Source organism: Allostreptomyces psammosilenae, from assembly GCF_013407765.1.
Classification (GTDB): Bacteria; Actinomycetota; Actinomycetes; order Streptomycetales; family Streptomycetaceae; genus Allostreptomyces; species Allostreptomyces psammosilenae.
This window is the reverse complement of sequence record NZ_JACBZD010000002.1, coordinates 517,931-541,001: the sequence shown is the minus strand read 5'-3', so window position 1 is coordinate 541,001 and position 23,071 is coordinate 517,931. Positions and strand designations below refer to the sequence as shown.

The following is a 23,071-nucleotide window of genomic DNA, read 5'->3' as shown; positions in this document are numbered from 1 at the left end:
TCGCGGCACTCCCAGAGTACCCAGCCGCGCCCGCCGCGCGACCCGGGTTTTCCCCGGTACGCGCCGGGCCCGTCCCTCCTGCGCCCCCGTAGGATGCTGACGCCCGATCACCGCGCAACAGGGGGAGTCTCCATGGCCGCCGACGGACCGATCGACCTGCGTACCGACGTGCCGCACTCGGCACGCATGTACAACTACTTCCTCGGAGGCAAGGACAACTTCCCCGCGGACCGCGAGGCGGCCGAGAAGGTCCTGGCCATCGCCCCGTCGATCCGCACCGGCGCGATCGCCAACCGCCGCTTCCTGGGTTCCGCCGTCACCTACCTGGTGCGCGAGGCGGGCATACGCCAGTTCCTGGACATCGGCACCGGCATCCCCACCGAGGACAACACCCACGAGGTGGCCCAGTCCCTCGCCCCGGACGCCCGGATCGTGTACGTCGACAACGACCCGATCGTCCTGGCGCACGCCCGCGCCCTGCTGAAGTCCAGCCCCGAGGGCCGCACCGCCTACATCGACGCCGACCTGCGCGACCCGCGCTCCATCCTGGACCACCCGGACCTGCGCGCCACGCTGGACCTCACCCAGCCGGTCGCCCTGATGTTCATCGCCACCCTGCACTTCGTCCCGGACGAGGAGGCCTACCCGGTCGTCCAGACCCTGATGGACGCCCTGCCCTCCGGCAGCCACCTGGTCATCTCCCACGCGACCGCCGACTTCCCCTCCACCGCCTTCCAGGAGATCGTCAAGGTCTACACCGCCTCCGGCATCACCCTGGTCACCCGCACCAAGGCCGAGGTGGAGCGCTTCTACACCGGCATGGAGCTGGCCGGCGAGGGCGTCTCCCCCTACTGGCCGTACCCGGAGGGCGCCGAGCGCCCCCGCGAGGAGGACCTCGGCGGCTACATCGCCGTCGGCCGCAAGCCGTAGCCAGGGACGGGGCACCCCGCGGGAGCGGGAATCCGGGGGCGGGCGCGGGATCCGGTGGGATAGGCTCTCGCCGCCGCGCGAGGACCTGACGATCCGGCAACTCACCCTGAGGTGACGGTCGGGACGCACGCGCCACCTCCTTACTCCGGCCCGTGGGGGTCCCCTGATGTCTTCCGGCACGCGTCCGCCCGCACGCTCCGCGCGTCGTGCGGCGCGCCTCCTCGCGACCTGCTCCGCCCTGGTCGCCTCCGCCGTGCTGTCCACCGCCGTGCCGGCTCCGCCCGCCGTGGCGGCCCCGGCGGCGTCGACGGCCGCCGCCGTCGCGCCACGCAACGACTTTAACGGGGACGGGCGCTCCGACCTCGTGCTGTTCCGCCCGGTCCGGCCGTACAGCGGCAGCCGCATGCCGGAGGTGCTGGCCAGCCTGCCCTCGGGAGAGATGTACCTGTGGGGCCTGGACGTCCTCGGTGAGAGCGCCCCGCCCGACTGGAAGGACCTCATCGCCCCCGGCGACGTCACCGGGGACGGCTCCAGCGACCTCCTGGGGCTCACCGCCACCGGCTCGCTGCGCCTGTTCGACACTCGGGCGGAGAACGACTTCCTGTCCTCCTACTGGAGGGGGATCGGCTGGCAGATGTTCAACAAGGTCCTCGGGCCCGGCGACGTCACCGGCGACGGCCTCGCCGACCTGCTGGCCCGGACTCCCGGCGGGGACCTCTACCTCTACGTGGCGACCGGTGACCGGACCAACCCGTTCGCCCCGCGCGTCCGGGTCGGCGGCGGCTGGCAGGGCTACGACCAACTCGTCGGCCTCGGCGACATCAACCGCGACGGCCTCGGCGACGTCGCCGCCCGCACCCCCGCCGGCGACCTGTACCTCTACCACGGCACCGGTTCCGCCACCGCGCCACTGGCCCTCCGGCGGCTGCACGGCCCCGGGTGGGGCGGCTACACCCAGCTGATCGGGGTGGGCGATTACACCGGCGACGGCGTCGCCGACCTGCTCGCCCGCACCACCAACCAGTACCGCGACCCGGTGCTGCACCTGCACCGGGGCAACGGCTCCGGCGGCTTCCTGGCCCGCACGAGCGGCCCCGACGCCGGCTGGCACATCGGCTTCTCCTACGCCGGTGCCGGCGGCAACGGCTACCACGGCCGCACCGACTACTACCACCGCACCTCGACCGGGCAGCTCTACCACCACCGGGTGTTCGACGGCGCCTTCGTCTCCCCCCGCCTCGTCGACACCCCGACCGGCGGCACCCTGGTGTACGCCAACGCCCTGACCGAGCACTCCCCCGGCGACCTGCTCCGCCGTGACACCAGCGGTGTGCTCTACAACGGCAGCACGCGCATCGGCCCCGGCTGGAACATGTTCAACGCCATCGTCGGCCCGGGCGACCTCACCGGCGACGGCAAGGGCGACCTGGTCGCCCGGACCCCCGCCGGGGAGCTGTACCTGTACGCGGGCAACGGCAGCGGCGCCGGCTTCGCGACGCGCCGGCTTATCGGCCCCGGCTGGCAGGCGTACAACCGCCTGCTGGGCGGCGGGGACATCACCGGTGACGGCCGCGCCGACCTGCTCGCCCGCACGCCCGCCGGCGACCTCTACCTCTACAGGGGCACCGGCAGCGCGAGCGCGCCGTTCCAGACCCGGGTGCGGCTCGGCGGCGGCTGGTCCGCCTTCCGGGACCTCGTCTCCCCGGGGGACATCAACGGCGACGGCTACGCCGATCTGCTGGCCAGCGACAACGAGTTGATGCGGGTCTACTTCGCCGACCGCCGGGGCAGCCTGTGGCGCGACAGCACCACGTCCTCCTCCCCCGACGTCGGCCTGTACTGAGCGCCCGCAGGCCATCCGCCGCCCGGCCGGGTCCCAGCAGCCGGGTCCCAGCAGCCGGGTCCCAGCGGCGGGGGCGGTCAGCGGCGGGTGATCCGGCGCAGCAGGCGGCGCAGCGGGGAGGGGACGAGGCCGGCTGGGAGGAGGCCGCGGGCGCGCAGGTCGGCGGCGAAGGCGCGGACGTCGGCCCGTGCGCCCTCGGCGGGGCGGGGATGGCGGGCGGCGTAGTCGTCGAAGAGCGGGTCGAAGCGGTCGCCGAGGGCGTGGGCCAGTTCCGGCCAGACCCGCCGCGCCACCCGGCGGCGCTTGGCGGCCAGCGCGGCGGCCTGGGTCCGCAGGCGGGCCGGGTCGAAGCCGGCGGGGGCGGGGCCGCCGGCGACCAGCGCGGCCAGCAGTTCCGCCTGGGCGGCGGCGAGGCGGCCCCGGGCGCCGTCGTCCGGCCGCTCCCCGCCGGCCGGCGGCTGGTCAGTCGTCACGGGCGGCGCCGCCGTCCGCCGCGGGCCCCGGCTCGGGCCGCGTGGCGGGCCCCGGGTCGTGCCCCGGCTGGATCACGGCCCGGATGGCGGCCAGTTCGGCGGCGAGGTCGGCGTCGGAGGGGTAGTTGTCGTCACGCTCCAGCAGGACCCCGGGCGGTGGGACGCGTTCGCACAGCGCGGCGAGCAGGTCCAGCACCGGCGCCGGCACCGGGTGGGCGTGGGTGTCGTGCCAGACGCCGTCGCGCATGACGCCGCCGGCGACGTGCACGTAGGCGAGGTGGTCCGGCGGGACGGCGTCGAGGACGGTGACCGGGTCGAGGCCCACGTTGACCTGGTTGGTGTAGAGGTTGGCGACGTCGATCAGCAGCAGCACGCCGGTGCGCTCGACCAGTTCGCCCAGGAACTGCGCCTCGGTCAGCTCGTCCTGGGGCCAGCTGAGCAGGGCGGCGACGTTCTCCAGGGCGAGCGGCACCGGCAGCGCGTCCTGCGCGATCCGGACGTTCTCCGCCACCACCGCCAGCGCCTCGCGGGTGCGTGGGAGCGGCAGCAGGTGGCCGGCCTCCAGGTCGCCGGCGCGGACGAACGCCAGGTGCTCGCTGACCAGCGGGGCGTCCAGCGCGGCGGCGGTGCGCGCCAGGCGGTCGAGTCGCGCCGGATCGGGCCGCTCCGCCCCGCCGAGCGAGAGGGTCACGCCGTGCGGGACGACGGGCAGGCCGCGTGCGCGGAGTTCGACGAGCGAGTCGGGCAGCCGCTCGGGGCGGACGTTCTCCGCGACGACCTCGACGAAGTCCACCCCGGGCAGCCGCTCCACGGTCAGGTCGATCTCCGGCCGCCAGCCGATTCCGACGCCGAGTCGGGGCGTCATCCGCCGCACCCGCCTCCGCCGCCGCAGCCGCCTCCGCCACCGCCGTCACCGCCGCCGCCACCACCGCCACCACCGTCACCGCCACCACCGCTGGAGGAGCTGGGGAAGAGCGCGCCGCGCAGGGCGGTGTCGCTGATCGCGAGGCCACCCCAGACGGCCACCATGGCGAGGTCGACGTCCGAACCCGACTGTCCGCGGCGCAGCGGGGTGGCCTGCCGCAGCCGTCGAAGCTCGGCGTACCCCTGCCGGCTGAGCGGCGGCACGTGCCACAGCAGGGCGCCGACGACCAGGCTGAGGACGAGCAGGGCGATCAGGAAGCCGACCGGGCGGTCCAGGCGGATCCCGTTCACCAGGCGCGCGATGCCGACGACCAGCGGGACGAGCAGCAGCAGCGCCGCCCGTCGGGCCTGGGCGACCTGGTGGTCCGTGGGGATCAGCCCGTCGGAGACGAGGTCGTCCCGGATGGCCCGGATCCTGGGGTGGCCGCGGAACTCCAGGCGGACCATCCGCAGCGGGGTCTCCTGGTGTTCGCTGAGGCTCTCCCTCAGCAGCCGTTCCACCTCGTGTGAGGGGGAGGACGCGCCCTTGACGGCGGTGAGCCTGCCGCCGCGCGCGGCCCGCACCCGCTGTTGGGCGACCAGCGAGGCCGCCGCCGTGGCGACCACCCGTTCCGGCCCACCGCAGAGGTAGGCGACCTGGTACGGGTCGCGGTCCCGACGCGTCCGCGCCGCGCCGGAGGCCGATCCGTCGCCGGCGAGCGCCCGGCGCCGGAGCAGCACGACCGCCACCAGGCAGGCGGCGTACAGGGCGATGTACAGCAGCAGGAAGGTGGGGCCGGAGATGCCCCACGGTTCGTCGTTCACGATGTCTCCCCCGTCCCCGCGTCTCAGCCGCCGCAGCCGCCGCAGCCGCCGCAGGCCCCGCCGCAGCCGCCGTCACCCCCACAGACGCCGTCGGCGCCCGAGCCGTTCCCGCCGCCGTCACCCCCCGTGTCCGGCTTCCGGCCGGCCGGGAAGAGCGCGCCGCGCAGGCCGGCCTCCGTGATGGCGGCGGCCCCGAACAGCGCCACCGCCGCGACCTCGAACCCCGGGCCCACGCCCGCCGCACCGCCCGGGCCACCGCTGCGGCCACCGCCCGGGCCACCGCCCCCGGGTAAGGCCACGGCCCGCGGCGCCCGCTCCGCCGGGCCCGCCTCGCGCAGCCGTCGCAGCAGGTCACGCCCGTGCTCGGTGTAGTGCGGCGGCCACCACAGCAGGGCGGCGAGCAGGACGGTGAGGGAGAGCACCACGGCGAGCTGGGTGACCGGGTAGCCGAGCCGGGCGGCGTTGACCAGCCGGACGATGCCGAGGGTCAGCGGGATGCCGAGGGCCAGCACCGGCCGGCGCACCTGGGTGATCTGGTGTTCGGTGACGAGCAGTCCGTCCCGGCGCAGCCGGTCACGGATGGCGACCATCCGCGGGTCCGCCACGGCCCGCTCCCGGACGCGCTGGAGGGAGGTGGCGGTGTGCGGCAGCAGGTTGTCGTGCACCAGGCGCTCGACGTCGTGCCCGTACCCGCCGCCGGCGCCGCTGACCCTGGCCAGCCGGCCGTCCCGCCGGGCGCGTAACCGCCCCTCCGCGACCAGCGCGGAGGCGGCCGTGTCCACGACCCGGGCGGGCCCGCCGGCGAGGTACGCCAGCTCGTACACGTCGAGCTGGCGTTGCGGCCCGGAGGTCAGCTGGTAGTGCTCCAGGACGCGACGCCGACGGGCCATCACACCCGTCACACAGATGATCAGCAGCCCGCTGTACAACGTCAGGAAATCGGCCCCCGTCAGGCCCCACGGCTCACCCATCGCGACCCCCCGCGCGTGACGCCACCCCACCCATCCTGGCATTGTGGCTGCCTCGCCCAGCCGTGTACAGAAGTTACGAAACCCCCGATCGATTGGCGTGATCCCGCCCCCTGGCGTCGCGGACCGCCCGCCTACTCCCGGTCCTCGCGGTACGACTCGATGGCGTCCTCGATGGCCTGCTCGACCCGGCCGAGGAAGGTGGCGATGAGCTGGAGGTCGCGGGCGTCGTAGTCGGCCATCAGCTCCCGCCAGGCCTGGACGACCGGGAGGAACACCGGCGCGACGTCCGAGCCGGCCCGCTCGGCGTCGAGCTCGACCAGGACGCGGCGGCGGTCCGCGGCGTCCCGGGTGCGGGCCACGAACCCGGCCCGTTCCAGGCGGTCGATGACGGTGGTCATGGACGCGGTGGTCAGCCCGGTCCGGCGCGCGAGTTCGCCGGCGGTGAGCGGGCCGTGCTGGAGCAGCTGGATGCACTGCAGGTCGGTGGGGTTGACGCCGATCACGCCGGCCGCGGTGGCGTTCATCCGCATGGCGCGCTGGGTGGTGCTTCTGAGCCGTTCCGAGATCTCCCTGACGAGCCGCGCCTGTTCGCTTGACACTCCGCACTTACCTCGACAATCTGATCTCTAGAAAATCTAGCTATTTGCGGGCGCCCCGGCGTGCCGCGCCCCGGCGTGCCTCCGAACGCCGCGGCCGGCCCGGCCCGAAGAGCCCTGTACCTCGGGAGGACCGAATGCACTATCCCAAACCCGCGACCACGTGGCGTGTCGGCGGCCTGTTACTGCTGCTACTGGCCGTGACGGCCATCGGCGCGCCCTGGCCGAGCCAGGCGGAAGCGCGGGGCGACGCCCCCGCCGCCGTCGAGCAGTACCTCGGCAGGTGGAACTACGACCTGCCGGACCGCGCCACCATGGCCAACATCGCGACGTCCGACCTGCCCGGCCGGAGCCGGGTGCCGCAGGTCGGCGACGTCGTGTTCACCGCGGAGGACGCCCGCACGGTCGTCGGCCGCACGGACGTCGGGTGCACCTGGAGGTTCCGGGTCACCCCCGACTCGCTCGAACTGCACCCCTCGAACCAGCTCTGCCACAACCCCACCGCGGGTGTCTCGTACACCATCCACCAGTGGACCGTCACGGTGGGGGGAGCGCGCGAGCGGGAGACCATCGTCGCCACCAGCCACCACCCGCAGGGGGACTACTCCTTCGTGCTGCGGGACGGAACCCGCACCCGGGCCGACGAGTACGACCCGCGGGCCGCGGCGAAGTTCACCGGCAGCTGGGCCCACGACCCGGCCGACCTGGAGGAAGGGGTGAACGTCCGCACCACCGTCCGCACCGCGCCCGACGGCACGCGGACCGTGGAGCGCTCGGCGGAGCAGGGCGAGCTGACGATCAGCCGGGACTACGGCCACCGGATCACCGCCCGGACGGGGGACGGCTGCACGTGGTCACTGGTGGCCCGCGGGAACACCGCCAAGCTGGATCCCCCGATCCAGACCTGCACCCGCTCCGAGTCCGGCGCCATCACGCTGAGGTCCTGGACCATCGCCACGGACGGCGTGCGCCAGGCCTCCGTCATGACCGGGACCGACGAACACGGCGGCGAATTCGCCCTCGGCGGCGGCAGCCTCCACAGGCCGTGAGCCGACTCCCCGAGGAAAAACAGAAGGCAAGGAGATCACCGCTCCTCGCCACGCTCAACGTATAGCGCACCGGGGGGCTTGTGGCAAGACCCCGGTCATGCCGCAGAATCGCCCGCCGAGCCCGGAAACCTGCGGAGATCGGAGTCCCGAAGTGCGTGTGCTGGTGTCGACGTATGGGTCGCGCGGGGATGTCGAACCGCTGGTGGGCCTCGCGCTGCGGCTGCGGGAGCTCGGTGCGGAGGTGCGGGTGTGCGCGCCACCGGACGAGGACTTCGCGCGGCGGCTGGCCGGTGTCGGCGTGCCGCTGGTGCCGGTCGGCCCGTCGGCACGCGAGCTGACCAAGGCGGCGCCGCCGCCGTCGTCCCTCCCCCGGTACGCGGCCGAGCTGATCGCCACCCAGTTCGACGTGGTGACCGCGGCGGCCGAGGGGTGTGACGTGGTGGTGGCGACCGGGATGCTGCCGACCGTGGCCGGCGCGCTGTCAGTGGCCGAGAAGCTGGGCATCCGCTCGGTGTCCGTGGCCTTCCAGCAGATCAGCCTGCCGTCGCCGCACCACCCGCCGATGGCGTATCCGGGCCACCCGTTCCCGCCGGAGGTGACCGACAACCGGGAGCTGTGGAAGCTGAACGCGCGCACCGTCAACGCGCTGTTCGGCGAGGCGCTCAACTCCAACCGGGTGGCGAACGGCCTGCCCCCGGTGGACGACGTCCGCGCCTACGCCGTCGGCGACCGGCCGTGGCTGGCGACGGACCCGGTCCTGGACCCGTGGCGGGCGACGCCGGACCTCGACGTCGTGCAGACCGGCGCCTGGTTCCCGCCGGACGAACGCCCGCTGCCGGAGGATCTGGCGGCGTTCCTGGACGCCGGCGCGCCGCCGGTGTACGTGGGCTTCGGCAGCATGCCGATGCACGCTTCGGCGGACGCCGCCCAGGTGGCCGTCGCGGCGGTCCGCGCGCAGGGCCGCCGGGTGGTGGTGGCGCGGGGCTGGGCCGAGCTGGCCCCGCTGGACGGGCGGGACGACTGCTTCGTCGTCGGCGAGGTGAACCACCAGGCGCTGTTCGGCCGGGTGGCCGCCGTCGTCCACCACGGCGGCGCGGGCACCACGACGACGGCCACCCGTGCCGGCGCGCCCCAGGTGGTGGTGCCCCAGGCGGCGGACCAGCCGTACTGGGCGGGCCGGGTGGCCGACCTGGGCATCGGCGTGGCCCACGACGGGCCGGTCCCCACGTTCGAGTCCCTGTCCGCCGCGCTCGGCACGGTTCTGAAGCCGGAGACCCGCGCCCGAGCGCAGGCCGTAGCCGAAGTGACCCGCACCGACGGCGCGACGGTCGCCGCCAAGCTCCTGCTGGAGGCGGCCAGTGGAGAGGGCCGCGAGGGCCACCAGCCCCGGTGAGTCATACCTGCCGAGGCACCGGGCTGCCGGGCTCGTCCAGCCAGGGGATCTGCTGGCCGGTCGGAGTGACGGTCACGCCGAAGCGCGGCAGGCCCGGCCGCCCCCGCCCGTTCCACCACCGCATCGCCCGCTCCACGGCGCTCGCCAGGCGCCGGGCACCGGACTGGTACACGATCGCCGGCTCCTTCCCCCGGAACACCACGGCCGCCCAGGAGCGATCGGTGAGGCCGTAGAACCAGGCGGTGGTGGTCTCCTCGTTCTGCCGGTGAACCAGGTGGGCGCAGTCCGAAACGGCCAGGCCGGTGACGAAGGTGGCGGCGTCGAAGGTGCCGCCGAGGTCGTCCAGTTCCAGCGTGGTGGCCAGGGAGATGTCGGCGCCCCCGGGGAACTCCGGCGCGTACTCAGCGTGACGCGGCCACTGGAGCCGGTGGGCACGGAGCTTCATGAACTCCACCAGTTCGGTGAAGCGTCCCGACGCCGTTCCGTCCGCCGCCACGGTGAGCCGCAGCACGGCGTCCTGGTTGGCGTAGTGGGTGCCCCAGGGCGCGAGGATCAGCCCACCCGGCCGGACCTGCTCCAGCCAGGGGGCGGGTACCTCGCGGATCCCGCAGGTGGCGATCAGCCGGTCGTACGGCGCCCCCGGCGGCCAGCCCTCGCGGCCGTCGGCCACGACGACCTCCGGGTGCAGTCCGGCCCGGTCGAGGGCGGCACGGGCCCGGGCGGCGACGGCGGCGTCCACCTCCACACTGACTACGTGGTCGCCGCCGAGGCGGTGGGCGAGGAGCCCGGCGTTCCAACCGGTGCCGGTGCCGACCTCCAGCACCCGCATGCCGGGCTTCACGTCGAGGTCGCGCAGCATCGACGCGACGACGGAGGGCATGCTGGCCGAACTCGTCGGCACGGAGCCGGGGGCGGTGCCGGTGTGCTCGCCGTCGTCCCACTGGGTGACGATCGGCACGTTGGCCAGCGCCGCCCGCCGCCACGCGGCGGGCTCCTCATACCGGTTCAGGGCGGTGCTCCGGCCGGTGGCCATGTCGTGGGCCCACATCAAATCGGGCAGGAAGAGCGAGCGGGGCACGGCCTCGAAGGAGCCGGCCCAGTCACGGGTCAGGCAGCCGTTGTCGAGGAGGAACCGCCCCAGCGGAAAGCCGGGGCGGTCCGTTCCCTCAGTGGAGGGACGTGTCACTTGCGGTGACCTCCGTTACCGGGCGGCGAGGTGCCGTCGGGGGAGGGCGGTGGCGGGGGCGGCGGCGGTTGGATGGGGGCAGGGTTACCCCCGTGTCCTCCGTCGGGCATTCGGTCCTCCGTTTGGCAGATGGTGACGCGACACCGCCAGGCAACAACCGGCGGGAAACCCACGCTAAGGCTGTTCGGCCGCCCTCTTCCAGGATATTCTCGTACCGGACTAAATTGCCTCCCGGTACATCTCTGCCCATTCGGACAGAAGTTCCCTCGCCTGCTCGCCGAACACGGCACGTTGCTCGTAGAGGGCGAAAATTTCCAGATGCTCCGCGATATCCCGGGAGTCCCGAAAGACGATGCGGCCGGTGAACACCTCGACGGTCACGAGCCGGTCGTCGTAGATGGTGAAGGTGTTCATCGGGCCACGACTCATGCGGGTGCCGTACGGGATCAGCCCGATGCGTACGTTCGGCAGCCGGGAGATCGAGGCCAGCCGATCGATCTGCACAGACATCGCGGCGGGCTCCACCACGGCCCATTTCACCGCCTGCTCGGTGAGCAGGAAGGTGAAAGACTTCGCCGTGTCGTAGAGCACCGCCTGCCGCTCCAGCTTACGCGCGACGGTCTTGCTGACGTCGCCCGGCGAGTATTCGAGGCTCGCGCGGACGTACTCCGGTATGGCGAGCAGACCGGTGACCATGGCCGGAAGGAAGTATCTGAGCTGCGTCGCCCCGGCTTCCAGCGCGGCAAGCTCGGCCTGCCTTTTCTCCAGGCCTCTGCGCCACAGTTCCCGGCTCACCTGCCACTCGGTGTTGGCGACCCGGGCGAGTGCCATTACTTCGTCGGCGTAGTCGGGGGGAGCACCGAGCGCCCGCAGGATACGCTCGACCTCCACGAGACTGGGAGTCTTTCTCCCTGTCTCGATCTTGCTGATGGTGCTCTGGGACATCGCGCAACGCCGAGCGAGCCGGTCTCCGCTGAGACCGGCTCGCCCGCGTAGCTCTCGGAGCATTCTCCCCAGGTCGGTTCGGGACTTCCCCAGTTGCTCCGGCTCCAGTGTCACCCGTGTTCTTTCACATACTCCGCGAACGGTACCGAGTGCGCCACCGCCAACCGCTTCCATTCGACGTATGGAGTGGGATCCCCATCGATGAGTTCACGGCTGATCTGCGTTCCGTCAGGGCGGTAGTTCATCAGAACCACCTTGCTTTCGTCGAACAGCCAGAAGTCCTGCTCGGGGAGTCCCGGGTTGTCGCGGTCGGTCAGGTCGAGGATCCTGACGTCCTCTCCAGCGGCCACGTTGTGATGATAGTGCGCGAACTCGAACCTGAGGTAGTCCGTCAGCGGGCGAGTGAGGACGTGGACCCTGCCAACGGTGCGTCCGGTGTTTCGGAAACCCTTGACACGTTCGATCCACGCGGCGGCGTCCGACGGTTCGAGGGGTTGCCCCGCGAGGAAGCGACGGATGGCGTCCTCCTCCTGGGGGACTGTGTAGACGGGGTGCGTCTCCAGCCGCCAGGCATCGCGCTCCATGGAGTCGAAGAAGGCTCGCCAGTCCTTACCATCCAAGCGCACGGAAGGCCTCCCGCAGGGTGTGCTCCGGGATCTCTACGAGGGACTCCCCCGTCGGTGGCTCGAACCCGGTGAACGTGTCGCCCTGTACCACGAAGGTGTTCCGGTCGGTCGCGTACACGTTCGGACAGTCGTCTCCAGTGCACTCCCCCGAACCACTTCCGCTCCCCGTGCCCGTGAGGCGGGTGAGGCCCAACTGGTCGGCCATCGTGAACCCCCTTGCATGCGGATTGCTCCGGTGAGGTCGGTCGGGACGAGCGTAGGGGCCTCGGCGTGAGCGGAGGTCGCGAACGCTGGACTATTCCCCTTCCGGCATAAACATCTCTCCCGCCGCCGCCCGCCCCTCTCCGGGGGCGGGCGGCGGCGTTTCTGGTCATGTCGGTCAGGTGGGGCGGGGGCCGAAGAGGAGGTCGAGCATGTCGCCCAGGGAGGCCTGGAGGAGGACGACGAGGGCGCGGAGTTCTTCGGGGGTGAGGGCGTCGGCGGGGCGGTGGCGGCTGGCGCGGTAGGTCTGGTCGGCCGCGCGGGCGCGGGTGAGGATGTCGCCTCCGCGTGGGGGTGGGGCGGGGATGGGTGGTGGCGGGGATGGGATGGGTGGGGTGTGTGGGGGGAGCGGGGTGGGGATGGCGGGTCGCCGGGTGAGGGCGGCCCAGACGGTGCGGGACCCGGCGGGCGGGGTGGTGACTCCCCACCCGGCGGCGAGGTGTTCGACGAGGAGGAGGCCGCGGCCGCTCTCGCAGGTGGGGGTGGGGTTGCGGAGTTCGGGGGCGGGGTGCGGGAGGGGGCGGAGGAGGTCGGGGGTGGGGGTGGATTCGTGGATCTCGATGAAGAGGTGGGAGGAGGTGGGCCACAGACAGCAGGTGAGGTAGGGGCTGGTGGCGTGGCGGACGCTGTTGGTGGCCAGTTCGGAGACGGTGAGCTCGGCGGTGTCGAGGGTGTCGGGGTGGTGGAGTCGCCAGCGGGTGAGGGCCTGGCGGGTGAAGCGGCGGAGGGAGGAGGGGGCGCGGTCGTCTCCGGCCACGGTGAGGAGGGCGGAGCCGAGGCGTCCCCGGCGGGGCTGGGCCTGGTCGAAGAGGGAGGGGTGAGAGGTCGTGACAGGCACGGGGGAGACCTCCATGTCCACGGCGGGCACGGACTGTTGCTGAACGGCTACACCGTAGCGTGTAAATTTACCTCCTGAACGCCATTCGTGGATTTCACACGGGCGAGTGACGCCGGGTCAGCGGGGCGCGCGGTGGTCCGCGAGAGGATGCCAGGACGATGAAGAAGGTGGTCGGATGAGCAACCCCCAGAGCCCCACGGTCAGGCGCCGCCGGCTGGGGCTCGAACTGAGACGCCTCCGTGACGCGGCAGGACTGACCACCAAGGACGTCGCCCGCAGCCTGGAGATCAGCGAAGCGAAGATCAACCGGATCGAGCGGGGCAACCTCACGGCGCGAGTGATCGACGTACGCGCGATGCTGGACTTGTACGGACTGCATGACCCCGAGCAGCGAGAGGCGTTGCTCACGCTGACCCGTCAGGCTCGGGAGCGCGGTTGGTGGGCTCAATACGAGGACGTGCTGCCAACTGGCTTCGAGACCTACGTGGGTCTGGAGGCCGATGCCGCGAGCCTCCGAGCCTTCTCGGTCACCGTCCTCCATGGCCTGTTGCAGACGGAGGACTACGCCCGCACGCTCATCCGGCAGGTGAACCCCGGGATGGACGGCGAGAGCGTCGATCGCCTGGTAGCCCTGCGCTGTGAGCGGCAGCGGCTTCTGGATCGCACTCCGGAGCCCCTGAAGCTGTGGACCATCATCGACGAGGCCATACTGCGGCGTCCAATCGGAGGTCGCGAGGTGATGAGAGCACAGCTCCAGCGGCTGCTCAGGGAGGCGGAGCGCCCTTGCGTGGATTTGCAGGTGCTGCCGTTCTCCAAGGGATGGCACCCTGGTCTCTCTGGCGCCTTCACACTGATCGAGTTCCTGTCTGATGCTGACAAGGACGTCGTCTACATCGACGGGCCGGGAGGCAACCTCTACCTGGAGAAGTCTGCCGAGGTCCGCCAGGCGGCCGACACGTTCGACCGGCTACGTGCGAAGGCCCTTGATGGGGACGAGTCCCTCCAGATGATCAAGGCAGCAGCTAAGGATGTGTGACGGATGCCCACGCCGAACCTGAGCAACGCCCGCTGGTTCACCGCCTCCGCCAGCGACAACAAGAACTGCGTAGAGGTCGCGTTCCTTGACGACGGGTCCGTAGCCCTCCGTGACTCCAAGGACCGCAGCAAACCCCCGCACGTCTTCACCTCGCACGAGTGGGCCTGCTTCCTGGACGGCGCCCGAAAGGGGGAATTCGACCCGCGCTGATCCACCCCCTCTCTACCCCCGTGCGCCGGGCCTTCCTCCAACGAGGCAGGCCCGGCGCACGCTTGTTCCCCTTGACGCCACCTCCCCTTAACCTCCGATTCCCCTCTCATCCACCAAAAACAACCGGATCGGATGATTCCGCCCCCAGGCACCCAGGCTGGCGACGCACCGTTCTTCTTGATGACACTGTGCCGCCACATCGACTGCCCGGACTGAACCCACCACCCTCCGGACAGTTATCTGTACTGGGCGCCCCCGAACGGGCGCCCAGCGTCGTGCCCGGGGAACATCCTGGGGGAGGTCGTTGAGGTCGTGATGCTCATCCACCATCGAGGAGGTCCGCTCCACAGCCCGGTCGTCCCCCGACCATGCCCGCGTGGTGGACTGGCGGGGTGGTCATGACGAACCCGAACGGAAAGCCGGACACCCCCGCACGGCTCCCCAGATCGTGGACGCCTCCCCCACCACCCCCGCCCCCGCGCCACGTCCTCGCCCGAACCCCCCTCTGGTGGCGCTGGGCCGTCGCACTCTCTCTCGTCTCCTACGCGGCCATCGTCATCGCCGTGCAGGTCGACTCCCCGCTGGTCACCCTCGACTGGCGGATCAAGCTCTTCCGCCCCTGGCACCACTGGCCCGAGTGGCAGCCCGCCCTCGAAGTGCTCGTCCTCGCCGGCCAGCGCGGCCCCACCGCCGCCATCGTCATCCTGATAATGCTGTGGCGCTGGCACCGCACCCGCGACGCCCGCCCCCTCCTCACCCTCCTGTGGGCACTCCTCCTGCTCAACGTCAGCGTGGGCGCCGTCAAGTACGGCCTCGGCCGCCTCGGCCCCCGGCAGACTGACGACATCGGCTCCCCCGAGATGTTCTCCGGCGGCGACATCTTCCCCTCCGGCCACACCGCCAACGCGGTGGTCACCTGGGGAGTCCTCGCCTACCTCGCCCACCGCAACCGCCGGACCCTCGCCGCCGTCGCGGCCGCTGCCGCCTTCGGCGTCGGCATGACCACCGTCTACCTCGGCACCCACTGGATCTCCGACGTCCTCGCCGGCTGGATCGCCGGCATCCTGGTGATGCTCGCCCTCCCCATCAGCACCCCGGGCATCAACTGGACCCACGCCGCCCTGCGCGCCTGGTGGTCCGGGCGCAGACGGACCCGGCCCCGGACCCGGACCCGGACGTGGCCGCCGCCGCTGACCGGCGACCCCGGTGAGACGGCGCCCGACGCCTGCCTGCCGGAACAGCGCGCCGGGATGTCCTCCCCCGGCCGGCGCTGACCCGTGCGCCGCTAACCCGCCTCCCCCGCAGCGGTCCCCGACTCGCCCGCCGACTCCGTCGCCGAATCGGCGGGCCGCCCCGTCATGCCCTCCATCAGGGCGCGCAGCCCCTCCACGACCTCCGCCCCGCTCGGCGCGTGCTCCGGGTCCCCCAGCCACTGGAGCATCACCCCGGAGAACAGCGCCAGCTGCACCGAGCCGAGCGTGCGCACCGTCCGCTCCGGCACGCTCCCCTCCTCCAGCCCGCTCACCGAGGCCGCCATCCCGCGCCGCCCCTCCCGCTGACCGGCGGCGATCTGCTCCCGCAGCTCGGGCGAGTGCTCCGCCTGCACGAACGCCTCGACGCTGGCCAGCCAGAGCGAGCGGTGGGTGGCGAAGGTGTCGATCATCCGCTGCCACATCGCCTCGGCCCGCTCCGCCGGGCTGGCCTGATCAGGAGACTCGGCCTCGGCCAGCACCCGGCCGACCTCCTCGCCCCACTCGTCCAGCGCCTGCATCAGCGCCGCGTTCAGCAGCGCCTCCCGGGAGCCGAAGTGGTAGCCGATGGCGGCCATGGAGACGCCTCCGGCCGCCGCCACGATGTCGCGGACGGTGGTCCGCCCGTACCCCTTCTCGATCAGGCAGCGCCGGGCGCCGGCCAGCAGGTCCTCGCGATTTCCCATGCCCGGAGACTACCCGAGCAGACGTCTTAGGCGCATGCCTAAGACGTCCGTCTTGTGCAAGCGCCCAAATCCTGGCTATGGTCGTGCCCAGACAGCGGCAACCACTGACGCGAACCACGCGACAAACAGGGGGAAAAGCCTCATGAACGGACGACGTGTCCTCATCTCCGGCGCCAGCGTCGCCGGCCCCGCGCTGGCCCACTGGCTGGTCCGGTACGGCTTCGACGTCACGGTCGTGGAGCGCGCCGGTGCGCTGCGCGAGGGCGGCCAGGCGGTCGACTTCCGCGGCCGGCCGCAGATGGGCGTGCTGGAGCGGATGGGCGTCCTGGAGGAGATCCGGCGCCAGCAGACCCACATGGGCGAGGTCACCGTGATCGACGCCCGGGGGCGGCGGCGCACCAGCCTGCCGTCCGAGATCGCCAGCGGCGAGGTGGAGATCCTGCGCGGCGACCTCGCCCGCATCCTGTACGAGGCGACCTCCGAGGACGCCGAGTACGTCTTCGGCGACTGGATCACCTCGATCACCGAGGACGCCGCCGGCGCCCACGTCACCTTCCGGCACGGCGCCCCGCGCACCTTCGACCTGGTGGTCGGTGCCGACGGCGTGCACTCCGGGGTCCGCCGGCTCGCCTTCGGCCCGGAGTCGGCCTACCGCCGCGAGCTGGGCATGTACCACGCGGTCTTCAGCACCGGGAACCACCTCGGCCTGGACCACACCGGGATCATGTACAGCGTCCCCGGCAAGTCCGCCAACGTCTCCAGCGCCCGGGACGCGGCACGCGCGACGGTGGCGCTGTACTTCGCCTCCGCGCCGCTGGCCTACGACCACCACGACACCGAGTGGGCCCGGCGGCAGGTCGCCGAACGCTTCGCCGGGGAGGGCTGGGAGGTGCCCCGGCTGCTGGAGGCCATGTGGGACGCCCCGGACTTCTACTTCGACTCCACCAGCCAGATCCGCGTCGACCGCTACTCGCGCGGACGCGTGGTGCTGCTCGGCGACGCCGGCTACGCCCCCGGCCCGGGCGGCATGGGCACCGGGCTGGCCGTGGTCGGGGCGTACGTGCTGGCCGGCGAGATGGCGGCGGCCCGGGGCAACCACGCCGCCGCCTTCGCCCGCTACGAGGAGCGGATGCGCCCCTATGTGACCGTCTGCCAGAAGCAGGGCGAGGGCGCCGACCGCTTCATGGTGCCGGCCAGGCGCCGCCACATCTGGCAGCGCGACCTGATCTGGGGCACGCTGCCGCACGTGCCGTGGAAGGGGCTGATCGCCAAGATGGCCACCAGGGCGGCCGAGGCGATCACCCTGCCGGACTACCCGGCCGCCGCGCCCTCCCCGCGCTCCCGGCGACCGCTGACCGGCACCACCAGCGGGGTTCCGGCCACCGGGCAGTCGATCACCACCGCCTGAAGCCCGAACACCTCCCGCACCAGCTCCGCCGTCACGATCTCGCCGGGCGGACCGGCGGCGACCACCCGCCCGTCGCGCATCGCGATCAGGTGGTCGGCGTACCGGCAGGCGTGGTTGAGCTCGTGCAGCACCATGACGACGGTGCGCCCGTCGGCCCGGTTGAGCTCGGTGACCAGCTCCAGCACGTCCACCTGGTGGGCCAGGTCGAGGTAGGTGGTGGGCTCGTCGAGCAGCAGCAGCGAGGTGTCCTGGGCCAGCGTCATGGCGATCCACACCCGCTGGCGCTGCCCGCCGGACAGCTCGTCCACCGAGCGGGCGGCCAGCGCGGCGACACCAGTGGCCTCCAGGGCGGCGTCCACCACCCGGTCGTCGGCGGAGGACCACTGGCGCCACCACCGCTGGTGCGGGGTGCGGCCCCGGGCCACCAGGTCGCGCACGGTGATGCCGTCCGGGGCGGTCGGGGTCTGCGGCAGCAGGGCGAGACGGCGGGCCAGGTCGCGGCCGGCCAGGTCGGCGATCCGCTCGCCGTCCAGGTAGACGGCGCCGGCGGCCGGCTTCAGCAGTCGGGCCAGGGCGCGCAGGGCGGTGGACTTGCCGCAGGCGTTCGGGCCGACCAGGGCGGTCACCTGGCCGGCGGGGATCTCCAGGTCGAGGCCGTCGGCGACGATCCGGTCGCCGTAGGCCAGCCGCAGGCCGTCGCCGCGCAACGCGGCGGTGCCCGCCTCCGGGCCGGACGCCGGGTCCTGCCCGGTCGCCGAGACCCTCCCGGCCGAGCGGTCGTTCGGGGTGGTCGCGTCGGTCGATCCGGTCGTCGCGGCGGTCACGGTCAGCCTCCCTTTCCGGCCCGGTTCGCCCGGGCGAGCAGCCACATCAGGTACGGGGCTCCGATCACGCCCGTGACGATGCCGACCGGCAGTTCGATCGGCGCGAAGAGCAGTCGGCCGGCCAGGTCCGCCACCAGCAGCAGGGCCGCGCCCACCAGGCCGCTGGTGACCAGCGGGATCGGGCCGGTGCCGGTGATCCGCCGGGCGATCTGCGCGGACGCCAGCGCGACGAAGGAGATCGGCCCGGCGGCGGCGGTGGCCGCGGCGGCCAGCGCCACGCCGAGGGTCAGCAGGGCGATCCGGGCACGCCGGATCGGCATGCCGAGGCCCAGCGCGGTGTCGTCGTCGTACTGGAGGAGCTGGTACGGCCGGATGAGCGCGAGCGTCAGCGGGACCAGCACCAGCAGCGCCAGCCCCACCCAGCGGACGTGCTCGTAGCCGCGGCCGTTGAGGCTCCCGGTCAGCCACACCATGGCGCGCCCGGCCTGGTCGATGTCGGCGCGGGCCAGCATCCACCGGTTCAGCGCGGTCAGCGCGCCCTGCATGGCGAGGCCGACCACGACGAACCGGTAGCCGGTGATGGCGCCGCCGCGGTACGCCATCAGGTAGATCACCGCGGCGGCGGCCAGGGCGCCGACCAGCGCCCCGAACGGCACGGCCGCGTAGGAGCCGGCGCCGGCGGCGGTGACGCCCGCGAGCAGCACCACGCCCACGCCGCCGACGCTGGCACCGGCCGAGATGCCGATGAGGTCCGGGCTGGCCAGCGGGTTGCGGGTGACGGCCTGGAAGACCGCCCCGGCCAGCCCGAACGCCAGCCCGACCAGCACGGCGGTCAGGGCGCGCGGCAGCCGCAGCTGGTGGACGATCAGGTCGGCCTGCTCCGGCCCGCCGCCGAACAGCGAGCGGACGACGTCGCCCGCCGGGATGGCGAACTGCCCCAGCGAGACGGAGGCGACCAGCCCGGCGAAGACCACGGCGGCCAGCGCGAGCACCGCCGCCACCACCCGCGGCCGGGCGCTCACCCCGATCGGCCCGGCCTCCAGCCGCAGCGGCCGGGCCGTCCAGCCCGCCTGCCGGAGACGGGGCCGCGGCTGGGGCTGGGGCTGGGCCTGGGAAGAGGGTTGGGGCTGGGGCGCGTCCTTCGGCCGGCCCGTGGACGTCGTCTGACTCACCGGCTGTGCTCCTTGAGCTTGCCGCGCTTGACCAGCGCGATCAGGAAGGGGGCGCCCACCAGCGCGGTCACCACGCCGACCTCCAGTTCGCCGGGGCGGGCGACCATCCGGCCGACCACGTCGGCGGCCAGCACCAGCGTGCCGCCGGCCAGGCCCGAGCAGGGGATCAGCCAGCGGGCGTCCGGGCCGATGAAGGCGCGCACCGCGTGTGGGACGACCAGTCCGACGAAGGTGATCGGGCCGGCCGCGGCGACCGCCGCGCCGGTGAGCAGGATCACCGCGAGCGCACCGAGGCCGCGGGTCAGCCCGACCCGGGTGCCGAGCGAGGTGGCGACGTCGTCGCCGAGCGCCAGCGCGTTCAGCCGGCTGCTGATCGCCAGGGCGAGCAGCAGGCCGGCGGCGACGAACGGCAGCAGGAGCAGCCCCACCTCGCCGTCGCGGCCGGCCAGCGAGCCGACGGCCCAGTAGCGGTACTGGTCCAGGGTGCGGACGTTGAGCAGCACCAGGGCGCTGGTGAACCCGTCCAGCAGGAAGGTGACGGCCGCTCCGGCCAGGGCCAGCTTCGCCGGGGTGGAGCCGCCGCGCCCGGTGCCGCCGACCAGGTAGGCCAGGGCGCCGGCCAGGGCCGCGCCGAGGAAGCCGAACCACACGTACTCCAGGGGGCCGGTGAGCCCCAGCAGGCCGATGCTGGCCGCCACCGCGAAGGCCCCGCCGGCGCTGATGCCGAGCAGGCCGGGATCGCCGAGCGGGTTGCGGGTGATGTCCTGGGCGACGGCCCCCGCCACGCCCAGGGCCAGGCCGACCAGCAGCCCGAGCAGGGTGCGCGGCATCCGCAGTTCCCGGACCACCACCGCGTCCCCGGCGTCGCTGCCGCCCAGCGCGGCCAGGACGTCGGCCATCGGCACCGCCTTCGTGCCGATCGCCAGCGACGCGAAGACCGCGGCGGCGAGCGCGACGAGCAGCCCGAGCAGCAGGGCGGGCCGCGCCCAGGCGGCGCGGTGCGGCGGGGGGTGATGGGCCGGCTTTGTCGCGGCTTCGAGCGTCACAGGCACGTCCGTAAGGTAAGGCATGCCTTGTCGTTTTTGTCACCCTGCCTCACCAGGCGGACGGCGGCGGCCATCCGGCGGCCATCCACGGCCATCCACCGGGCAAGACGCGATTGACAAATACTTAGGCAAGGCTAATCTTTACGCGATCCCGACAAGCGCCGACAAGCCGGACATCCCCGGCTGTCCCTGCTTCTCCCTCATGTCCCCCACGGAGAGAACACAATGAGCCGGAATCCCCGACGCCGCTGGGTCAGCCGCGTGGGCGCTCTCCTCCTGACCGCCAGCGTGGCCGCCGGGCTCACCGCCTGCGGCTCCTCCGACTCCGGCGGTGCCCCGGCGGAGAGCTCCGCCAGCGCCGCGGCCGGCGACAGCGCCGCCGCCTTCCCCCGCACCATCGAGCACCACAAGGGCACCACCGAGATCCCGGCCAAGCCGGAGCGGGTGGTGGCCCTGGACAACAGCCTGGTGGAGGCGGTCATCGCGCTGGAGGCCCCGCTCGTCGGCGGCATCGGCTCCTACCGCGACCAGTCCGGTTTCCCGGACTACCTCGGCGACGCGGTGAAGGACACCATGGACGTCGGGCCGCTGGACAACCCCAACCTGGAGGCCATCGCCTCGCTCCAGCCCGACCTGATCGTCTCCGCGACGGTCCGCCACGACGCCCTCTACGACCAGCTCTCCGCCATCGCGCCGACCGTCTTCGTGGAGACCACCGGCCCGATCTGGAAGGAGAACATCACGCTGCTCGGCGAGGCCCTCGGCGAGGAGGACAAGGCCGCCGAGGAGCTCGCCGCCTACGAGGAGCGCGCCAAGGCGGTCGGCGACGCCATCAACGCCGCGGCCGGCGACCCGACGGTCTCCATCGTCCGCTTCGTGGACGGCCCGACCCGCATCTACCTGCCGAAGACCTTCGTCGGGATCATCCTGGAGGACATGGGCATCGCCCGCCCGGAGAACCAGCGCGATCCCGAGGAGTTCAACATCGAGATCAGCGAGGAGCAGATCCAGCAGGCGGACGCCGACTACATCTTCATGACCACCTTCAGCGGCGGCGAGGAGCGGCGGGAGCAGTTCCTGGCCAACCCGCTGTGGGAGCGGCTGAACGCCGTGCAGAACGACCACGTCTTCGAGGTGGACGACGCCACCTGGATGACCTCCGTCTCGCTGCAGGGCGCCGAGTTCGTGCTCGACGACATGGCCGAGGCCTTCGGCGTCGACCCGGCGAAGTAGTCCCCCCCACGCGCCGTGCGCACCGCGCCCCCGCCCCGACCGGGCACCGGTCGGGGCGGGGGCGCGTCGTGTTCGCGTCGCGCCCGTGGCGGGGGCGTCACGCCGTCTCGGGCACCGGGATGGGGCGCTTGTCGATGGCCGCCGCCATCACGTCCGGGAAGAGGTCCGGGGTGCAGGCGAAGGCCGGGGCGCCCAGGGCCGCCAGCGCCGCCGCGTGCTGCCGGTCGTAGGCCGGGGCGCCGGAGTCCGACAGCGCCAGCAGTGCCACGAACTGCACCCCCGCCGCCTTCATCTCCGCCACCCGGCGCAGCATCTCGTTGCGGATCCCGCCCTCGTAGAGGTCGCTGATCAGCACCACCACGGTGTCCGCCGGCCGGGTGATCTTCGACTGGCAGTAGGCCAGCGCCCGGTTGATGTCGGTGCCCCCGCCCAGCCGGGTGCCGAAGAGCACGTCCACCGGGTCGTCGATCTGGTCGGTGAGGTCCACGATCGAGGTGTCGAACACCACCAGGCGGGTCGACACCGCCTTCATCGAGGCCAGCACCGCGCCGAAGATCGCCGAGTACACCACCGACTCCGCCATCGACCCGGACTGGTCGATGCACAGGATGATGTCCTTCTTCGTCGACCGCTGCGCCCGGGCGTACCCCACCAGCCGCTCCGGCACGACCGTGCCGTACTCCGGCAGGTAGTTCTTCAGGTTCGCCAGGATGGTGCGGTTCCAGTCGATGTCCGCGTGCCGGGGCCGGGAGGTGCGCGCCGAGCGGTCCAGCGCGCCGCCGATCACCGAGCGGGTGTGGTCGGCCAGCCGCCGCTCCAGCTGCTTGACCACGCCGTCGACGACCTGGCGGGCCGTGGTGCGGGTGGTCTCCGGCATCGCCCGGTGCAGTGAGACCAGGGTGGCGACCAGGTTGACGTCCGGTTCGACGGCCTGGAGCATCTCCGGCTCCAGCAGCAGCTGGTCGAGCCGCAGCCGCTCGATGGCGTCCTGCTGCATCATCCGCACCACGCTGCTCGGGAAGTACTCCCGGATGTCGCCGAGCCAGCGCACCACCGCGGGCGCCGAGCCGGACAGGCTCGCGCTCCGCTCGCCGCTGCCGTCGGGGTCGCCGCTGCCGCCGCGCCTGCCCCGGCGCCCACCGGCCCCGCCCTCACCGGCCTCGTAGAGCGCCGCGAGGGCGGCGTCCATGGCGGCGTCGGCCCGGCTGAGGTTGCTCGGGCACTGCTCGGCGGCGGCCCCGCCGAGCACCAGGCGCCAGCGCCGCATCCGCTCCGCCTCGTCGATGCCCGCAGCGTCGATCCCGGCCGCGTCGATCCCGGAGCCGGTGTCCACAGCCTGTGGACGGGGCTCCGCCCCGGGCTCCGGC

General features: G+C 72.9%; 22 protein-coding genes and 1 pseudogene. 9 read left to right on the top strand and 14 right to left on the bottom strand.

The genetic code is table 11. The features are described from left to right. The first annotated feature begins 132 nt into the window (after window positions 1–132). Together FHU37_RS24650 and FHU37_RS24645 are read left to right on the top strand one after the other, a co-directional pair. The gene (locus FHU37_RS24650; protein WP_218904782.1) at window positions 133–930 is read left to right on the top strand and encodes an SAM-dependent methyltransferase; all 798 of its coding nucleotides are present in this window, start codon (window positions 133–135) and stop codon (window positions 928–930) included. Window positions 931–1,096: 166 nt separating this feature from the next. After that, the gene (locus FHU37_RS24645; RefSeq protein ID WP_179816860.1) at window positions 1,097–2,773 is read left to right on the top strand and encodes an FG-GAP repeat domain-containing protein; all 1,677 of its coding nucleotides are present in this window, start codon (window positions 1,097–1,099) and stop codon (window positions 2,771–2,773) included. Between the two features lie 77 nt (window positions 2,774–2,850). On the opposite strand, the pseudogene FHU37_RS24640 reads toward FHU37_RS24645, so the two are convergent. The 4 genes and pseudogenes from FHU37_RS24640 to FHU37_RS24625 form a co-directional block, all read right to left on the bottom strand. Continuing rightward, window positions 2,851–4,111, bottom strand: a pseudogene (locus FHU37_RS24640) (MbnB/TglH/ChrH family RiPP precursor modification enzyme). Then, window positions 4,108–4,974, bottom strand: coding sequence for a TIGR04222 domain-containing membrane protein (locus FHU37_RS24635; protein WP_179816859.1), 867 nt, complete (start codon window positions 4,972–4,974; stop codon window positions 4,108–4,110). Before FHU37_RS24635 ends, FHU37_RS24640 begins: the two are co-directional and overlap by 4 nt. A 23-nt stretch (window positions 4,975–4,997) precedes the next feature. Continuing rightward, a complete protein-coding gene (locus tag FHU37_RS24630; RefSeq protein WP_179816858.1) occupies window positions 4,998–5,945 on the bottom strand; it encodes a TIGR04222 domain-containing membrane protein in 948 nt (315 codons plus the stop codon). Between the two features lie 131 nt (window positions 5,946–6,076). After that, the gene (locus tag FHU37_RS24625; RefSeq protein WP_312892840.1) at window positions 6,077–6,544 is read right to left on the bottom strand and encodes a MarR family winged helix-turn-helix transcriptional regulator; all 468 of its coding nucleotides are present in this window, start codon (window positions 6,542–6,544) and stop codon (window positions 6,077–6,079) included. A 134-nt stretch (window positions 6,545–6,678) separates the two neighbouring features. Here FHU37_RS24625 and FHU37_RS24620 point away from each other — a divergent pair, with 134 nt between their 5' ends. Both FHU37_RS24620 and FHU37_RS24615 read left to right on the top strand, forming a co-directional pair. Beyond that, window positions 6,679–7,590 (top strand): hypothetical protein, encoded by a 912-nt coding sequence (locus tag FHU37_RS24620; protein ID WP_179816857.1) that lies wholly within the window; start codon window positions 6,679–6,681, stop codon window positions 7,588–7,590. A 157-nt stretch (window positions 7,591–7,747) separates the two neighbouring features. After that, the gene (locus FHU37_RS24615; RefSeq protein ID WP_312892893.1) at window positions 7,748–8,983 is read left to right on the top strand and encodes a glycosyltransferase; all 1,236 of its coding nucleotides are present in this window, start codon (window positions 7,748–7,750) and stop codon (window positions 8,981–8,983) included. A gap of 1 nt (window position 8,984) precedes the next feature. Here the strand turns inward: FHU37_RS24615 and FHU37_RS24610 are convergent, their stop codons facing one another. The 5 genes from FHU37_RS24610 to FHU37_RS24595 all read right to left on the bottom strand — a co-directional run bounded on the left by FHU37_RS24610 (window position 8,985) and on the right by FHU37_RS24595 (window position 12,839). Further along, entirely contained in the window at window positions 8,985–10,169 is a 1,185-nt protein-coding gene (locus FHU37_RS24610) for a methyltransferase domain-containing protein (protein WP_312892839.1), read from the bottom strand. A 219-nt stretch (window positions 10,170–10,388) separates the two neighbouring features. Next, on the bottom strand, window positions 10,389–11,228 hold the full coding sequence (locus FHU37_RS24605; RefSeq protein WP_179816855.1) for a helix-turn-helix domain-containing protein: 840 nt from the start codon (window positions 11,226–11,228) through the stop codon (window positions 10,389–10,391). Further along, window positions 11,225–11,740, bottom strand: a complete 516-nt coding sequence (locus tag FHU37_RS24600; RefSeq protein WP_376774055.1) for a DUF6879 family protein — start codon at window positions 11,738–11,740, stop codon at window positions 11,225–11,227. Before FHU37_RS24600 ends, FHU37_RS24605 begins: the two co-directional genes overlap by 4 nt. Next, window positions 11,724–11,945, bottom strand: a complete 222-nt coding sequence (locus FHU37_RS28650; RefSeq protein WP_246451276.1) for a hypothetical protein — start codon at window positions 11,943–11,945, stop codon at window positions 11,724–11,726. Before FHU37_RS28650 ends, FHU37_RS24600 begins: the two co-directional genes overlap by 17 nt. A 174-nt stretch (window positions 11,946–12,119) precedes the next feature. Beyond that, window positions 12,120–12,839, bottom strand: coding sequence for an ATP-binding protein (locus tag FHU37_RS24595; protein ID WP_179816854.1), 720 nt, complete (start codon window positions 12,837–12,839; stop codon window positions 12,120–12,122). 175 nt (window positions 12,840–13,014) lie between these two features. Here FHU37_RS24595 and FHU37_RS24590 point away from each other — a divergent pair, with 175 nt between their 5' ends. From FHU37_RS24590 to FHU37_RS24580, 3 genes are all read left to right on the top strand, one after another. Beyond that, window positions 13,015–13,875 carry a helix-turn-helix domain-containing protein gene (locus FHU37_RS24590; RefSeq protein ID WP_179816853.1) on the top strand — a complete coding sequence of 287 codons (861 nt, stop codon included), beginning with the start codon at window positions 13,015–13,017 and terminating at the stop codon, window positions 13,873–13,875. Window positions 13,876–13,878: 3 nt separating this feature from the next. After that, window positions 13,879–14,085 carry a DUF397 domain-containing protein gene (locus FHU37_RS24585; protein ID WP_179816852.1) on the top strand — a complete coding sequence of 69 codons (207 nt, stop codon included), beginning with the start codon at window positions 13,879–13,881 and terminating at the stop codon, window positions 14,083–14,085. Between the two features lie 398 nt (window positions 14,086–14,483). Next, window positions 14,484–15,359 (top strand): phosphatase PAP2 family protein, encoded by an 876-nt coding sequence (locus tag FHU37_RS24580; RefSeq protein WP_179816851.1) that lies wholly within the window; start codon window positions 14,484–14,486, stop codon window positions 15,357–15,359. A gap of 11 nt (window positions 15,360–15,370) precedes the next feature. Here the strand turns inward: FHU37_RS24580 and FHU37_RS24575 are convergent, their stop codons facing one another. Then, window positions 15,371–16,021 carry a TetR/AcrR family transcriptional regulator gene (locus FHU37_RS24575; RefSeq protein WP_179816850.1) on the bottom strand — a complete coding sequence of 217 codons (651 nt, stop codon included), beginning with the start codon at window positions 16,019–16,021 and terminating at the stop codon, window positions 15,371–15,373. A gap of 142 nt (window positions 16,022–16,163) precedes the next feature. Between FHU37_RS24575 and FHU37_RS24570 the strand changes: the two genes are divergently transcribed. Continuing rightward, on the top strand, window positions 16,164–17,429 hold the full coding sequence (locus tag FHU37_RS24570) for an FAD-dependent monooxygenase (RefSeq protein ID WP_179816849.1): 1,266 nt from the start codon (window positions 16,164–16,166) through the stop codon (window positions 17,427–17,429). On the opposite strand, the gene FHU37_RS24565 is transcribed toward FHU37_RS24570, so the two are convergent. From FHU37_RS24565 to FHU37_RS24555, 3 genes are read right to left on the bottom strand one after another with little or no spacing between them, the layout of a single operon-like run. Beyond that, the gene (locus FHU37_RS24565) at window positions 17,333–18,253 is read right to left on the bottom strand and encodes an ABC transporter ATP-binding protein (RefSeq protein WP_376774053.1); all 921 of its coding nucleotides are present in this window, start codon (window positions 18,251–18,253) and stop codon (window positions 17,333–17,335) included. The genes FHU37_RS24570 and FHU37_RS24565 overlap by 97 nt on opposite strands. 2 nt (window positions 18,254–18,255) lie before the next feature. Continuing rightward, complete coding sequence (locus tag FHU37_RS24560) at window positions 18,256–19,425, bottom strand: FecCD family ABC transporter permease (RefSeq protein ID WP_179816848.1); 1,170 nt, start codon at window positions 19,423–19,425, stop codon at window positions 18,256–18,258. Beyond that, window positions 19,422–20,477: a FecCD family ABC transporter permease gene (locus FHU37_RS24555; RefSeq protein ID WP_312892838.1), complete on the bottom strand. Its 1,056-nt coding sequence runs from the start codon at window positions 20,475–20,477 to the stop codon at window positions 19,422–19,424. Before FHU37_RS24555 ends, FHU37_RS24560 begins: the two co-directional genes overlap by 4 nt. A gap of 255 nt (window positions 20,478–20,732) precedes the next feature. Here FHU37_RS24555 and FHU37_RS24550 point away from each other — a divergent pair, with 255 nt between their 5' ends. After that, a complete protein-coding gene (locus FHU37_RS24550) occupies window positions 20,733–21,704 on the top strand; it encodes an ABC transporter substrate-binding protein (protein ID WP_312892837.1) in 972 nt (323 codons plus the stop codon). Window positions 21,705–21,801: 97 nt separating this feature from the next. Here FHU37_RS24550 and FHU37_RS24545 read toward each other — a convergent pair whose 3' ends face one another. Beyond that, window positions 21,802–22,971, bottom strand: coding sequence for a VWA domain-containing protein (locus tag FHU37_RS24545; protein ID WP_246451419.1), 1,170 nt, complete (start codon window positions 22,969–22,971; stop codon window positions 21,802–21,804). Between the last annotated feature and the right edge of the window lie 100 nt (window positions 22,972–23,071).